Annotated in this window: 13 protein-coding genes and 1 tRNA gene; 1 reads left to right on the top strand and 13 read right to left on the bottom strand. The window is 40.9% G+C overall.

What is annotated here, in order from left to right; translation table 11 throughout:
* The first annotated feature begins 3 nt into the window (after nucleotides 1–3).
* Nucleotides 4–80, top strand: a tRNA-Arg gene (locus VJY63_RS09080).
* Nucleotides 81–134: 54 nt separating this feature from the next.
* Here the strand turns inward: VJY63_RS09080 and VJY63_RS09075 are convergent.
* From VJY63_RS09075 to VJY63_RS09015, 13 genes are all read right to left on the bottom strand, one after another.
* Entirely contained in the window at nucleotides 135–452 is a 318-nt protein-coding gene (locus tag VJY63_RS09075) for an RNA-guided endonuclease TnpB family protein (protein WP_324050128.1), read from the bottom strand.
* Nucleotides 445–2,781 (bottom strand): Tex family protein, encoded by a 2,337-nt coding sequence (locus VJY63_RS09070; protein ID WP_324050126.1) that lies wholly within the window; start codon nucleotides 2,779–2,781, stop codon nucleotides 445–447. The genes VJY63_RS09075 and VJY63_RS09070 overlap by 8 nt, the downstream gene beginning before the upstream one ends.
* Nucleotides 2,782–2,856: 75 nt before the next feature.
* Nucleotides 2,857–3,234, bottom strand: coding sequence for a hypothetical protein (locus VJY63_RS09065; RefSeq protein WP_324050124.1), 378 nt, complete (start codon nucleotides 3,232–3,234; stop codon nucleotides 2,857–2,859).
* Nucleotides 3,235–3,237: 3 nt separating this feature from the next.
* On the bottom strand, nucleotides 3,238–3,762 hold the full coding sequence (locus tag VJY63_RS09060; protein WP_324050122.1) for a flagellar export chaperone FliS: 525 nt from the start codon (nucleotides 3,760–3,762) through the stop codon (nucleotides 3,238–3,240).
* Nucleotides 3,763–3,915: 153 nt separating this feature from the next.
* A complete protein-coding gene (locus tag VJY63_RS09055) occupies nucleotides 3,916–5,568 on the bottom strand; it encodes a flagellin (protein ID WP_324050120.1) in 1,653 nt (550 codons plus the stop codon).
* 153 nt (nucleotides 5,569–5,721) lie between these two features.
* Entirely contained in the window at nucleotides 5,722–6,117 is a 396-nt protein-coding gene (fliS, locus tag VJY63_RS09050) for a flagellar export chaperone FliS (protein WP_324050118.1), read from the bottom strand.
* A 15-nt stretch (nucleotides 6,118–6,132) separates the two neighbouring features.
* Nucleotides 6,133–7,950 carry a flagellar filament capping protein FliD gene (gene fliD, locus VJY63_RS09045; RefSeq protein WP_324050116.1) on the bottom strand — a complete coding sequence of 606 codons (1,818 nt, stop codon included), beginning with the start codon at nucleotides 7,948–7,950 and terminating at the stop codon, nucleotides 6,133–6,135.
* A 35-nt stretch (nucleotides 7,951–7,985) separates the two neighbouring features.
* Nucleotides 7,986–8,420, bottom strand: coding sequence for a flagellar protein FlaG (locus VJY63_RS09040; RefSeq protein WP_324050114.1), 435 nt, complete (start codon nucleotides 8,418–8,420; stop codon nucleotides 7,986–7,988).
* Nucleotides 8,421–8,642: 222 nt separating this feature from the next.
* Nucleotides 8,643–10,298, bottom strand: coding sequence for a flagellin (locus VJY63_RS09035; protein WP_324050112.1), 1,656 nt, complete (start codon nucleotides 10,296–10,298; stop codon nucleotides 8,643–8,645).
* A gap of 115 nt (nucleotides 10,299–10,413) precedes the next feature.
* Entirely contained in the window at nucleotides 10,414–11,655 is a 1,242-nt protein-coding gene (gene fliB / locus VJY63_RS09030) for a flagellin lysine-N-methylase (protein WP_324050110.1), read from the bottom strand.
* Between the two features lie 37 nt (nucleotides 11,656–11,692).
* Nucleotides 11,693–14,170, bottom strand: coding sequence for a tetratricopeptide repeat protein (locus VJY63_RS09025; protein WP_324050108.1), 2,478 nt, complete (start codon nucleotides 14,168–14,170; stop codon nucleotides 11,693–11,695).
* A gap of 24 nt (nucleotides 14,171–14,194) precedes the next feature.
* On the bottom strand, nucleotides 14,195–15,400 hold the full coding sequence (fliB, locus tag VJY63_RS09020; RefSeq protein ID WP_324050107.1) for a flagellin lysine-N-methylase: 1,206 nt from the start codon (nucleotides 15,398–15,400) through the stop codon (nucleotides 14,195–14,197).
* Nucleotides 15,401–15,473: 73 nt separating this feature from the next.
* On the bottom strand, nucleotides 15,474–15,569 hold a 96-nt coding region (locus tag VJY63_RS09015), incomplete at its 5' end, for a transposase domain-containing protein (protein WP_324049338.1).

Here is a 15,569-nt window from a genome sequence, read left to right as displayed (position 1 = left end):
TATGCGTTCGTAGCTCAGCTGGATAGAGCAATCCCCTCCTAAGGGATAGGTCGTGAGTTCGAATCTCACCGAGCGCACCAGTTTTATCAAAATTGCGTAAGACCTCGTACTTTGAGTGCCTTGTCGAGTTGGTACTAACAAGGCGAGCAAATTTTACTACTGGCAAAGAACCGGCCTACTTTTAGAATATTTTTGCCATACCAGCTAGTTTTGTAAGTTAGCAGGGTTATAAGCTGACCCCAGCTAACATCGCTGATGGATTTGGCAAGTTTGCGGTTCTTTACCATGTTCTTTATAGCTAAATCTTCCAACGCATAGCCGGTCGCTTGGTTTTCACGAATCAGGCTATGGGTGATTTTATGCTGCAAATCAAGGCGGCTGTTGCGTACTTTTTCGTGAATACGGGCAACAACTCGCTTTTTTTTGGTAACTTTTACTGGTGGCTTACGCACGATTAGTTAAATCAATTTCTTTTTTTTTCTGCGCTGCTAGTAGTAAACCACCTAAGGTGTTGCCTAGTGTTGCTGGTTTGGCAGATCGCTGGTTATGCGTGCTGGCTTGTTGGCTGGCTCTTGCGCTGTTGCTGTTGTTTGTATCGCTAGGCTGGTCACTCATGCGACAGCTTAGAGCGATGCGACGGCGTTCTATGTCAATTTCCATGACTTTAACCTTGATAATATCACCGGCTTTTACTAGGTCTCGCGGGTCTTTTATAAAAGTGTCAGCTAGGGCTGAAATGTGAACTAGGCCATCTTGGTGTACACCGATATCCACAAAAGCACCAAAATTAGCGACGTTAGTTACTACGCCTTCTAATACCATGCCTAGTTTTAGGTCTTTTATATCTTCCACGCCTTCTAAAAATTCGGCGGCTTTAAATTCAGGTCGCGGGTCTCTGCCAGGTTTGTCTAACTCTTTAAGAATGTCGGTTACGGTAGGCAAGCCAAAGCGTTCATCCGTGTAATCAGCGGCATTAAGGCTTCTTAGAAAACTGCTGTCACCGATTAAGCTAGCTAAATCACGCTGGTGAGCTTTGGCGATTTTTTCTACTAAAGGGTAAGCTTCTGGGTGAACCGCTGAGGCATCTAATGGGTTTTTAGCGTTGCGAATGCGTAAGAAACCGGCGCATTGTTCATAAGCTTTGGGGCCAAGGCGTTTTACGTCTAACAACTGGCGGCGTGACGTGAATGCCCCTTGTTCATCACGTAGTGCCACTATGTTTTCTGCCAAGCTGGTGCTTAGCCCAGACGTTCGCGCTAACAAGGGTGCGGATGCCATGTTTAAATCAACGCCCACACCGTTTACACAGTCTTCGACGACCGCATCTAACGAGCGTGCTAGCTGCATTTGGGAAACGTCATGTTGATATTGCCCCACGCCTATGGATTTAGGCTCTAGTTTAACCAGTTCAGCCAAGGGGTCTTGCAGGCGGCGAGCAATAGAAACTGCACCACGAATGGTGACGTCTAAATCAGGAAACTCACGCGCCGCAAATTCAGAGGCAGAATAAATAGACGCACCAGCCTCGTTTACCATCACCTTACGGGCTTGTATTGCTTGACTGGCAAGCAATTCACCTACCAGCTTGTCAGTTTCGCGGCTGGCGGTGCCGTTGCCAATCGCAATCAGTTCTACACCATGCTTTTTACACAGGGCATCTAACACAGCTAACGATTCACGCCACTGGTTTTTGGGTTGGTGGGGGTAAATGGTGGTGTAATCTAACAATTTTCCGGTGGCATCCACCACGGCTACTTTACAGCCAGTACGAATGCCTGGGTCAAGGGCTAGGGTCGTTTTAGCACCGGCTGGGGCGGCTAGCAGCACATCTTTTAGGTTATCGGCGAAGACTTGGATGGCAGCTTCTTCGGCCAGTTCACGCAAACGGGTAAGCAGCTCGGTTTCTAAGCGAGTGTAAAGTTTAACTTTCCATGTCCAGCGCACCACTTCGTTTAGCCACTTATCCGCAGCACGGCCAGTGTCTTTAATACCAAAATGCTCTGCTATCACTGCTTCACTTGGGTGAGATTTCATTGCATCTTCACCCACAAGCTTAATGCTAAGCGATAAAAAACCTTCGTTACGCCCACGGAACATGGCTAAAGCACGGTGTGAAGGGGTTTTGGCAAGGTTCTCATCGTGTTCAAAGTAATCACGAAACTTAGCACCGGCATTTTCTTGCCCAGCAATTACTCGGCTGCTTAATAAGCCATCTTGCCATAGTGAATCCCGCAGACGGCCTGAAAGTTCGGGGTCTTCAGAAAAGCGTTCCATCAGCAATTGCTTAGCGCCATCTAACACGGCTTTTTCATCGGCAAAGCCTGCTTCAATGTGAATATAAGCGGTGGCTTGAGTTTCAGGGGTTAGGTTGGGGTTTAAAAGCAGGGCATCGGCAAGGGGTTCAATACCGGCTTCGCGGGCAATTTGCGCTTTGGTACGACGTTTGGGTTTGTAAGGCAGGTATAAATCTTCAAGGCGCTGTTTAGTGTCGGCTTGCAGCAGTTGTGTTTTCAGTGCATCGCTTAGCGTGCCTTGCTCTTCAACCGAAGCCACTACAGCAGTGCGGCGTTCTTCTAATTCGCGCAAATAACGCAGGCGTTCGTCAAGGTTACGCAGCTGAGTGTCGTCTAAACCGCCCGTTGCTTCTTTACGGTAACGTGAAATAAACGGCACGCTAGCCCCTTCGTCTAGCAAAGCAACCGTAGCGGCTACTTGGGCTTCTCTAACGTTTAATTCAGTGGCAAGGCGTTGGGCAATGGAAGGCAGCAGGGCAGATAACATAGGTGAAGATTCCTGTTTAATGTAAAAATTTATCGTAAAAAAAAGATAAAAAATAACAGGAACTATAGCAGAAAATTAGCGCAAAAATTGCCCTTTGGCTTTGCCATAGGCACTGATGGCTTTGCGGCCTTGTTGATTGTCGGTGCGTAATTGGTGGAGGTTGGTGCGTAGGGTTTTGGCAAGTTTTTGCAGTTGTTTGTCTAACGTGTCTAGTTTTGCAAAGTCGGCAGCTTGTTGTGCAACTTGTGCCTCGCTCCAAAGCTCGCTAAATACTTGGTGGATCAATTGGTCGCGCAGGGTTTGTAGTTTTTCGATTTTGGATAGCGTGGTTTCGAGTTCGTCGGCTGTGTTGTTATTTTTGTTCAGCTCGACTAGCAGCAGTTCGCTGGCTTTAACTGCCCGTTGCAAGGCTTGGTTTGGGGTTAGTTCTGCAATAGGCTTGGCGGTACTCATGGTTTAAGGGGTGTCCTTTTTAGCAGCGGCATCAGCGATGATTTGTTGTTGTTTTTCGTGTAAGTCAATACGAAAAGCACGGGCTTCTTCAGCTGTTGCATCCCAAGCTTCTTTAATTGGTTTTAGCAATTTATAGCATTCTGCGACTAGGGCAATGGCTTCTTTATTGCCGATAGGCGTTAGGGGTTTTAGTTTGGCTTTTACAACAAGCTGTTCGGCGTATTCGTAAAGGCTAAACATCACTGCTGCAAATTCTGGGCTAATGTCGTGGCGTAACGAGGCACGCGCTTCGCTGATACAGGCTTGTGCTTTGCTTAACCATTTAGTTTTAGAAACACCATCGCCACGCGCTAAACCACGGCCTGCGTTGTCTAGGTGGCTTATCAGTGCTGCATACAGCATTTGAATCAATTTATGACCGTCGGCTTCGTTGACTTCTTGTTCTAAATGGCGGTTGTTGTTGACTTGTGAAGCCCAAGCAGCTGCAGATTTTTGCATTTGGTAAGGCGTTTGGCGACGTTTCATCATTGATTTGATTCTCTTTTTTAACGCTTGCTTTGATTCTTAGTGGTTCGTTTGTTGCTTGAATTAACGCATTTGTTGCTTGAGCTTATTAAATAGAACGGGCAGCGTGTGGCTGCCCGTTGCTAGTTAGTGCTTAGTTTAACCTAACCTCTAAGCTTAACCTAGTAGGCTAAGGATTGCCTGTGAAGAGGCGTTGGCTTGGCTAAGTGAAGCAACACCGGCTTGCTGTAATACTTGTTGCTTAGCAAGGTTGGCGGTTTCTGTTGCAAAGTCAGCATCTTGAATACGGCTGCGTGCTGCGGATAAGTTTTCGCCATAGGTTTGGTTGCCCGAAATAACCGCTTCAAAACGGTTCATCACCGCACCAAAGGTAGCGCGAATTTCTGAAATAATATCAATGGATTCACGGGTAAAATCAATGGCTTTGCGTGCTGATTCAGGGTTGCTAATATCAATGACTTTTGTGCCTGATAAATCACCATCCAACAAGGTCGACATATTGTTAAGCTTAGTAGATGCTTCGCCAAATAGCTCTTTAGACTGAATTGTTGTCATCCCAAGAGTAGTAGGTGCTGTAGCTTTTATACCTGGTATTTCAGTATCCGTAGAAAAAATACCTGGCATTTTTATGGTATTGGCTTTATAGGTAATGTTTAAATCAGAAGCACTGGTACCGGAACCACGGGCGTAGGTAATGCCATCTAATTCAACTTTTTCACCTGCTAGCAATGCCTCTAACTTAGGTGCTATTTTCATATTATTAATGTCAATAGCTGCAAAGACTGTAGTGCCAGCAGCACCAAAAAACTCAGCGGCAAGGGGTTGGTTTTCACTGTTTGGTTTGCTTCCAGGAGCAGTAGCAGCAACTGCACCACCAAATAAGTCTGTCATATTTTCAGATGAAATTTTTGCAGTTGGAGTATATTTACCATCTGATGCATCCCATGCTGCATTAACAGTAGTAGTTTTACCGTCAAAACTAATTTCTAGTTCGGTACCCACTTTATCGAGTGGGTTACTCGCTTGGCGGGTAAAAGTCATGCCATCAACAGTAACGGACTGGCCATTACCTAGTTGCTGCAATTCTTCTTTAATTTTGTCACCTGTATTACCAGTTAAGGTACCAAGGGTTATATCAGTTGCATAGGTAGCACCAGTAGAAGAATCTAAAACTGTATTAGGGTGTACATCGTCTTTTAGTAAATTTTGTGCTAGGGCAAGGTAGCCCGCAGCATTAGCTTGCCCTTGGGTTGCAAAGTTTTTGCCCGCGCCTTCAAAAGTAAAAATATTGGTATCGCCTTGTGCGACTAAACCACCTTCTAGGCCGGTTTCAATGCGCGAACCTAGGTCATCACGAAAGCCAATTTGTAGCGTGGTTGCTGTGGCTTCTGGGCTAAGTAGTTTTTTGCCGTTAAATTCGGTGGTTTCTACAATGCGGTTAATTTCTTGAGTTAACTGATCGACTTCTTTTTGTAGACCTTCACGTGCAGCGTCGTTGTAAGTACCGTTCGCTGATTGAATGGCTAGTTCGTTAATACGCTGTAGGTTTTGACCCACTTGGTCTAACGCGCCTTCAGCGGTTTGTGCCATTGAAATGCCGTCGCTGGCATTACGCGTTGCCATATTCAAACCGCGAATGTCTTTGGTTTGGCTTTGGGCTAAGTAAAGACCTGCAGCATCATCTTTTGCGGAGTTAATACGCAAGCCAGTAGACAAGCGTTGGAAAGTGGTTGCTTGCTGCGCTTGTGTTGTAGACAAGTTGCGCTGGGCGTTCATTGAAGCGATGTTGGTATTAAGTACCATTGCCATCTTAAAATCTCCTTGGTTCTTTAATGCGGCAAGCCTTTAAAATAGGGCAAGGGCTTTCCGGTTTTTTCAGCAAGACCGGCAAGTGTTTGCCGATCAATTTGCTAGGTTAGCTTTACTTCTTACTTGGTATTAGTAACAGCAAAAACCGTGCCATTATTCTTGACCGAGTGCATCCCACGCTTCTTTAATGGGACGAAACGCTGCAATTACTTCTTGAACGGCTTTAGCATCGTTGCCTGCTCGCGCTTCTGAAAGGTGACGACCCATAAAATCATAGACTGAATCTAGGGTTGTCATGGCTTCACCACCTTTTTCAAAGTCAATGCAAGTCCGTAGCTCAATAATAATCGCTTGGGCGCGGGTTAAAGCTTGCGTTGCTGCCGGTGTGTCTTTGCGTTCTAAAGCGCCTTTGCCTGCTGCCAAATAACCGGTTAACGACTCCATCAATATTTGAATTAAGCGGTGCGGTGAAGCATTGTTTACTTCTGCTTCTCTGTCGCTGCCTTTGGCATATTGAAAAACACCGCGTAATGATTTTTTATAACTCATGGTTCAACTCTCTACTTATTTGCGTGTGTAGCCGGGTAAATTATCCATTTGTTGGGTAAGGTAACTGGCAGTTGAATTAAATTGCGCTGATATAATATCGGCTGCGTTAAATTGTTTGTAAAGGCGTGCTTCTAATAGCTCAAGGCGTAAATTGGTTGATTCCATGCGGTCATCAATGCGACCAATCAGAGAACTTAAACCCGTTTTACGCGTTGAAATTAAGCCTTTAGAAATTTCACCATCAACTACAGTGTCGGCTGTTAGTCGGCGAGCGGCCTGTTCAAAGCGTGCAGCATACCCTGTTTCTTCGTTGCCGAAAATAAAAGCAACTTTTTCAAAGTCTTCACTGAGCATTTGGTTTAGCTTGGTGCGGTCTATTTCTAGTGTACCGTTGCGCGAGCTTGAGTCTTCACCAGGCTCCCAACCTTTTTCTACAAAGCTAGTAATACCAATAGAGGCAAGGGTGTTTTGTAAATCATTGCTGTCACCCGTTGGTGTAAAAAGCGTGTCTCTTAAAATGTTTTCAACTGAACGAATCACACCTTCAGATGCTAATGGACCTTTCTTAGCTTCGTTTAGGTGAATAACAACATCATTATAAGCTTTAATAAATTGGTCGATATTATCGGAAATCGAGGCATCATCACGCGCAATGTTCAGTGTGCCTTTGTTACCTACTTCAGCATCTGCACCTAAAGTAATGTCGACACCCGAAACCACGTTTTTAAAGCTATTGGTGCTGCTGGTGGCTTCAATACCGTCAATAGTGATTTTGGCATCTAAAGACTTGTAATCAGGATGGGTGTTGTTGTTTTGTGTTGTTTTAGTCGCATCAGTAGCAACGGCTTGTTCAGCAAACACCACGTCTTCAAGTGCCATTTTAAAGTTACTAATACCCGTGGTAGAGCGCACTTCTAAGCGATCTTTGCCACCTTCATTAACGATAAAAGCTTCTAGTTTGCCTGTTAATGTAGAAGCACCAATTTCAGTATTGATTTTGGCAGCAGCATCGGTAAGGTTTAAACCTGCAATATCAACCGTTAAATCAGATAAAGTACCTGAACCACTAAAATTAGAAAGCTTAATGCTGCCAGATTCAACTAATTCAGTTGGTGAATAAAAGCCAGAAGAATGCACTTGTGTGTAATCAACACCACCAATCAATGCATTTTTTTGGCTAAATGAATCGTCTACATTCAGTTTGTTTTGTTGTTTAAGACCAGCAAGATCAATCTCTAAACGCCCTTCATCACCTGAAGTTTTAGAATTTAAGACTAAACGTGCTTGTCCATTACCTTCGTTAACGATATTGGCAGAAACTTTGTCTTTTAAATCGACGTTATCATTGATAGCTTGGCGCAGTTCATCTAAAGACCAAGGTGTTTTTTCACCCGTTGGAACGCCACCTGCATCAAGTACAGGCGTACCCAATTCAAGTGTTACGCCGTCAATGTCAATAGTGCCACTAAAGGCTTGCTTGTCATCTAATGATTCAGAAACCCAGCGGTAACTTTCAGCTTTATTTAAAACTTCAATGCTGTAGTTACCCGCAACAGCGCCTAAGCGGTGATCTGCCGTTGCAGTAAAGGCTGATTCATTGCTACTTTTGGACGCAACAGTTTCAAATTTTTCTTCACCTTTAAGGTCTTTCATGGCAGAAGCTAGTGCATCTAAACGGCTGGTTAAGCTGCCGTAAGCACTAATTTGTTCTTTAGCGGTAGTTTTTTCTGCTTCCATACGCTTCAACGGAACAGATTCCGCTTTCATGGTTGCTTCAATAATTTCTTTGATAGGTAGGCCAGAGCCTAAACCATTAAAACTAATACTTGACATAAAATATACCCCTTAATTAATTCGACTGAGACAGTTTAGTCGACTTGTACTGAAAACTCCGTCATTTCGCCTTCTAATAATTGCTCTTTTCTTTTAAGCACTTCTTCAGAAGGGTATTGGCGGATTACTTGGTCGGTATCGGTATTAATAACCCGAACAACGAGGTCTTCAGTTTTATCATTCACTTCGAATTTTAATGATTTATTCATTGAATACATGGTTTTATTTATTTCGTCTAACACTACACCTAGTTCTTTAAATGAAATGTTTTCTTCTTTGTTTTCTTCTTTGCTTTCTTCTGTTTGTGTAAGTGTTAGATTGTTAACACGCAAGGGCTTTTCTAAAGCTTCATTTTTAGGGTAATGACTAATTTCTTCTAACGCTTTTGGCTTATTTGTTGGGTATTGTGCAGGAATGGCAGCAGATGTGCTAAGTGTGTGGCTGTTAATACCAGGTGATTCAGTAACCATGATATAACCCCGTATATAGTAATAGTAAGTAGATAGCTAAATATCGGCAGCCTAAGCAAAATCTTTAGCTAGGCTACAAAGCTACACACTTCTAAAAACAGTTAAACAGGCATTAAAAAAAGTAGTTATTAAAAGACAGAAAAAAACCCCCAGCCAAGGCTGAGGGTTTTTGCACTTAGTATTTAAAACCAAGTTACTAAAAGTTAGCGATTAAGCTAAAGCTTATAGTAGACCTAGAACAGACTGAGTAGAAGCGTTAGCCTGACCTAGAATTGAAGTACCTGCTTGCTGTAGAACTTGTAGCTTAGCAAGGTTAGCAGTTTCTGCTGCAAAGTCGGCATCTTGTACACGGCTACGTGCAGCAGATAAGTTTTCAGTGTAAGTGTTGTTACCTGAAATTACGGCTTCAAAACGGTTTTGAACAGCACCAAAAGTTGCGCGTAGTTCAGAAACTAAGTCAATTGAATCACGAGTGAAGTCAATTGCATTTTTAGCGCTAGCTTGGCTGCTAATATCAATGGTTTTAGTTGCAGACAAGTCACCGTTTAGCAAATCACCCATGACACCGCGTTCTTGAACTGCCTGGTCTGCATTTGCGAATACGTCTTTTAATACAGCACCGCCCATATTCATATCAGACATTGAAGTTGGTGCTTTACCATCTACGCTGCTAAAAGCACCAGTAAGGGTTGTTGAACCATAGTCGCTGCTAATAGTTAAGTCGCCAGCGCCAGTAGTTGCTGTATCTGAACCACTACGTGCGTAGGTAATGCCATCAATTTCAAGGCTTTCACCACCTTTCAAACCAGCTAAAGCACCGTCTCTAAAAACTTGCAAGTCGCTAGTTTTTAAATCTGCTGCTGCTGCTGGTGTGTTTGTTATAGCAGCGGCACCAAAGTAATCATCAGCTAGTGGTGCTAAATCAGATTCTCTTGCATCACCAAATAGATCAGTCATGCCAGTAGCGCTAATGGTAGTTGCTGGTGTGAAAGCACCAGCAGCAGACCAAGCACCGTCAACGGTAGTTTCGTTGCCGTTGAATTCAATTTTTAACTGTTGACCAGCAGTGTCACCAAATGCTTGTTCTTGACGAGAGAAAGTCATGCCATCAACAGTAAAAGACTCACCTTTACCTAAAGCAGAAAGACCATCACCAATTTCTTTAGCTGTAGTGCCTTCATCAGAGCCTGTTAAGGTACTGATAGCTACAGATGTAAATACTTGACCTGAAGCATTCAGTTTTGCTGGGTCAACGTCATCAGCTAATAGTTGTTTGGCTAAGAAATCTTTAGCAACAAAACTTGCTTGGTCTTTATTATGGAAGCTAATGCCTTCTAAGCCTTCAACACCAAATTTACGCACATCGCCTTGAACCGCTAAACCACCTTCTAAACCGGTTTTAATGCTTGAACCTTCATCATTTTTAAAGCCGATTTGTAGGTCAGTTTGTGTTGCATCTTTGCTTAGTAATTTCTGACCGTTAAATTCAGTTGTTTCAACGATACGGTTAATTTCTTGGGTTAATTCGTCAACTTCTTTTTGTAGACCGCCACGCGCTGCATCGTTGTATGAACCGTTAGCAGACTGAATAGCTAATTCGTTTACACGTTGTAAGTTTTTACCGATTTGGTCTAGTGCGCCTTCAGCAGTTTGCGCCATAGAAATACCGTCACCAGCATTACGTGTAGCCATGTTCAAACCACGAATGTCTTTAGTTTGAGCTTCAGCTAGGTATAAACCACCCGCATCATCTTTAGCAGAGTTAATACGTAGACCAGTAGATAAACGCTGGAATGTAGTAGCTTGGTTAGCTTGGGTGTTAGAAAGGTTCTTCTGTGCTTGCAGAGAAGCGATGTTGCTATTAATGACTAAAGCCATGGTATTTCTCCTTCGGTTATGAACTAGACTTAAACCTTGTTTTTGCTAGGTTCAGTCCGCTTACAATTAGGTTTTCGGCTGGGTTTTAGAAAACTTTAGAGTAAAGTTGAGTTTTTTATAGTTGTAGGCTGCGAATAAAAGCGGCAGGTTGATTTTGTCCTTTGCCAACTAGCTCTAAAAGCAAGCGTTTAAGCTGGTCAGAGCTGCTTAGGTTGCGGCCAAAGCGGTAAATACAATAGGTAGCTGTGTCTAAATTTAAGCCTTTATTGGCAGTAGCGTTACCAATTAGTAGTGTGCGAAGTAGTAGGTAGCGCGTGGTTAGGTTTAGCCAGCCATCAGCAAGTTTAACGCTGTTAATTGGAAAAATTGATTGCAGTAACCAGTTTACAAAAATATTTTCTAGGGCGTGAGGGTGTTTGTCTTCAAAAGGTGTAAGCCATTCTAAGCGTAGGCTAGCTAGTTTTGTTACCGTGTTTTCATTAATTTCTGTGCTGCTACTTACCCCTAAACTAAGCAATGTTTTAGCAAGCAGCTTAGCAAATGCGTTTTTTTGGTTTTTTTCTTGCATTAAGTCTTTTAAAATCACTAAATCTAATGCGCTAGGTTCTTTGCTGGCTAGTTGTTTGGCTTGAGTTGCAAAATAGCCTTCATCTAAAAGCGTATAAAAGTGCTGTAACAGCTGCTGCACAGTTTGTTTTGGGTTAGCTGGTTCTGGGTTAGCTGATTCTGAGTTAACTTGTTCTAGCAGTTGATCGGCACGGGGAATAAGCAGGCTGCAAACAAAAAGTCGCATTTCAAAGCTTAATTGACGGTATTGCAAAATACTTAACAGCCCTTGCAATAGCTGGTAGCGTTCTTGATAGTCGGTATTAAATTCAGTTTCATCACTTAAAATCATTCTGTCCCAAACGTTCACTTCACCAAACTCTAGTTGCATTGCGTTAGGGTCGTTTAACAAAGCCCTTGTTACTTCTGGGCAAGAATCAGCCATGCTTAATAATTGATCTGTACCTAGTGGCTTATAAGTACGTGGATAAACGGCACAAGTGCCACTTAATGCACCTTCACCAAACTGTTTATGAATACTGCAAAGGCCACTAGCAAGTTGCATAGGGCAGCCACCAACTTTAGGTAATGGCTTTATTGTGGCTGGGTTGATGGCTTGAGTTGTGCTGTCTTTGTTAGGCTGTAAATATGGCATAACAAGGGCGCTTAGCTTAGGGTCGGTTTGGTAAAGGCGGTAAGTGGCTGCATCAATCGTAACTGTCCAGTTTTCTGCACAGCAATCTTCTGGGCATTTAGGACCAGTACAAACAAATTCACGCGCATATTTGGGTGCAAGTAGTTTTTTTTTCACAATTTTAATTCCTGTTGTATACGTTCTTTAATAGCGATTAATCAGGAATACGGAACGACTCTACCGGAAGGCCAGCACACCAACGTTGCCAAGCCATGCGTAAACCTTTATTCCAGTTTAGGTAGCTAGGGTTTTCGTCTTCATTGGCAATGAGTTCTGGACGATTAATTAAATCTAGGCGTATTGTTTGCAGTTCTTCAAGCTGCTCAGCCCAAGCAACAGCTGCACTAATATAGTCTGTAACATTGTCAGCAAGAAAATTATCAAGATTTAGTGAGTAATGAATAGTATGTGTTAATACTTGAACTGGATGGTTTCCTTTTAAAGAAAGCACTGGTACACCCATTGATAGAGCATCACTGGTTGTTGTGCCGCCACCATAGGGCCAAGTATCTAACATTAAGTCTATTTGATTAAATAGCGCCATATATCCGATAAGAGTTAACCTGGGTTTTAGAATTAAACGGTCTGCTGGAATCTTATTTTTCACAAAAAAATCAATAATTTCTTGTTCTTTATCTTTTTCAACGTTGCCTAATAGCATTTTTGATGTTGGGTTTTTCTGTAAAATAATAACCCAAGTATTTAAACTGGCTTCATTTATCTTACTAAAGCGATTTAAACTTGCATAGGTAAAGTAACCATTCGTGTAGGCTGGTAGTTGCTCCGTTACTTTGGAAGCTTCTTTTCTTCTTTGGGGTCTTAGGTTAAGTGCTTTTTGTGGAAAAATTATAAATTTCTCCGTCCAGTATTTTTGGAATTCTTCAATTTTATTAACTAGGCTACTCATAAAAACATAATCCATAGCATTAAGCCCTGTTGTATAGGGATAGCCTATGGCTGTAATTTGAATAGGCGCTGGTTTATAGGCAAAAGTAGGTAAGCGGTTATGTCCAGTATGACCTGATAAATCAACTAAAATATCAATTTCTTGGTTTTTTATAAATTCTGCTAACTCATAGTTACCCATTTCAGCAACATCAAACCATTGATTGACTGCATTTTTTAATTTTTGTGTTGTGCTATCTTCACGTGCAAAAGTATTAAATACGCTTAATTCAAATTGATTGTTATCTAGTATTTCAAAAACATACATTGCAAAATAAGCTACAGCATGAGCACACATATCACCTGAGACAAAACCTATTTTTAACTTTCTATCAGGCTCAGGTTTATTGGTATATTCTGAAAAAGGTTTGATCGGCTTTTCAAAAAAACTTGAAAACTTTTTATGTTCTTTAAATAACTCTTCAATATTTAATTTATTCGAATGAATGCTAGCAAAAAAATAGTTGCTTATATTGCTTGGGTTATAAGGTTTTTTATTAATTGTTTTTTTAGAGATTTTTATAGACTCATCAATCTCACCTATTCTATAAAGTGCTTGTGATAATAGCCCAATAAAATCTGTATTGTTAGGTTGTTTTATTAATTCTTTTTTTATTATTTTAATCGCCTTGGTTGGCTGTTCGTTAAACATAAGTGATATTGAATAATTAGTGATTAATGAGTTATCAGTTTGGTAATTTTTTTCAGCTTGCATTGACATACTTTCTTCAAAAGCTTGAATAGCTTTATCATGATCACCAATAAGGTTTTTATAGTGACCTATCATTTTAAAGGCTGCAGCATCAGGATCCAGCACTATAAGCTTCTCTAAATAGCCTATAATTTCTTTATTCTTTTTGTTATTGTAAAGAAGTATACAAAGCTGGCGTAATATTTCTACATTGTTAGGGATTCTTTGCTCTGCTTTTTTTAGAATCTCAATGGCTGCTTCTGGATCATTTTTACTTATAATAACCGTTAATGCTATGACTAGCTTAGGTTCGTTAGGTGTAAGTTTAATGGCTTGTTGGAAAAGAGCTAATGCTTTTTTCATATGGCCATTTTTAAAAGCAAATATACCTTTTAAATAAGGTATAAATTTATTGTTTTGATTTAACTCAATTAGCTGATTAAAAGCTAGTAAACCTTCTTTTGTAAAGTCTGAATCTATCCATTGATGTGCTAATTCAGCCCATTCTTGCTCATCTTTAGGGGGCAGTTTTTGCATTTTTACTAAAGTATTTCTAAATTCTTTAGTAAGTTTTTCTTTTTTATAGGTTTTTGCTAGGTTTGAATAAGCATCAAAAAAATTAATATCATGCTTAATCGCTTCCTGAAAGCACTCAACTGCTAATTTAGGTTGCTTGTCTTCTAAATAAACTAAACCAAGGTTATTCCAATAAATTGAATTTTCAGGTTCTTGGCTAGTTAAATACTTTAAATAACCAATGGCTTGACTATAGTTTTTTTCTAATAATAAAATATCAGCTAAATCTTTAAATATATCAAGGTCTTTTGGTAATAACATTGAAGCTTTACGCAATGCTTTTAAAGCTTCGGTGTTGTCGCCTATTTCTTTAAGTGCCAAGCCTAAAGTTTTCCAACTTTCGCCACATCTTGGATTTGTTTCAGTATTAGCCTTGGCTTCGTTAATATGTTGCTGTGTTGCTGAGTTCATATCTTGCATATTAATTTAACCGCCTTGATAAAATTAGAAACGTAAGGAATGAGCCATGCTTGAAATATTGTTAAGATTGCGGCTGGCTAAGTTTATTTCTAGTTCTTGTAACATATTAGATAAATTAATACTTCTAGAAAAACGGTAGGTAATACGAGTTACATCGCTTTTTTGTAACCTGCCTTGATGCAAACCTGTACCGCTAAGTAGTGTTTTAAATAATAAATAACGTAACATTATACTGAACCAACCTTGTGTAAGGCTTGGGTTTCTTAGCGGGAATAAGTTAGTTAATAACCAGTTAGTTAAAATGTTTTCTAACATTGCTGGGTTTTTATCAATTAAAGGCAGTAAAAAAACTAATTCTGCTTGATTTAAACGTGCTAAATGGACTTCATCAAAAGGGGCTAATTCATTAACTTCAAGGCAGTAAAGTACATTTCTAACATCTTCATATAAGCTGCCTTTTACGCCTTGTTCTCGTAATATATTAAGTAGTACTAAACCTAAAGCGTGCTTATCTTGATTCTGCATTTTTTTAGCTTGTTCTTCAAAATAACCTTGGCCAATTAAAGTAAAAAATAGTTCAGTTAATTTTGGTAATGCTTCAGCATCGGGTTCTGGGTTATTTATAATGGCATCGGCACGTTCAGTATATAATCCAATAATAAATAGACGTAATTCTAAAGGCTGTTCTTGATGTTTAAGAATAGTTAACACTGTTTGTAAATAATGGTAGCGATCATTACTAATAACAGTATCTGGTTTTTCTGGCAGGTTCATTAGCTCGGGCAAATTAAATGCCCCAAAACCTAATTCCATAGCATCTTCACTTTCAACTAAAAGCCGTGCTGCTTCAGGGCAAGATTCGCTTAAAGTGATAAATAAATCGTCACCCAGCCAGTTAGCAATTCTTGGGTAGCTAATGCAAATTTGCGCCAAAGCATCTTCACCAAAGTCGCGGCGCATAATACAAAGGCCATCGTCTGCATCTAATAAAGGGCAAGTGCCTGTTGCTGGGTCTTTGCCTAAAATGACTAGCCCTTGATTTTTAACTTCACCATCTGTGCCTATTAGATGTTCTTGAACCAAAGGAATAAGGGCAGGGTGCGATGAATAAAGGTCTAGTGTGTTTTTATCTAAAAAAACATTTAGGTTACTGCAACAGCTTTCAGGGCAGTCGCCTTTAGTGCATTGAAACTGACTGGCAAAACTTGGTGTTAGTGCATCTATTTTCATAATAAACCTTATAATTTTTTTATTGAATAGTAAGCGCCCCTAAATCAGCACCCTTGCAGAACGGCTACTTAGCTTAATCCAGCTCTACATTCCATGGCAGCAGGGCTTCGAGTTTTTCTAATGTGTCAGCGACAGCTATGCGGTCAAGAATGTGCTTGATGTAGGCTTG

Origin of the sequence: Marinospirillum sp., assembly GCF_035271045.1 — a bacterium.
Lineage (GTDB): Bacteria > Pseudomonadota > Gammaproteobacteria > Pseudomonadales > Halomonadaceae > Marinospirillum.
Note: the sequence above shows the minus strand (reverse complement) of the source record. Positions and strands in the feature narration are given on the sequence as shown.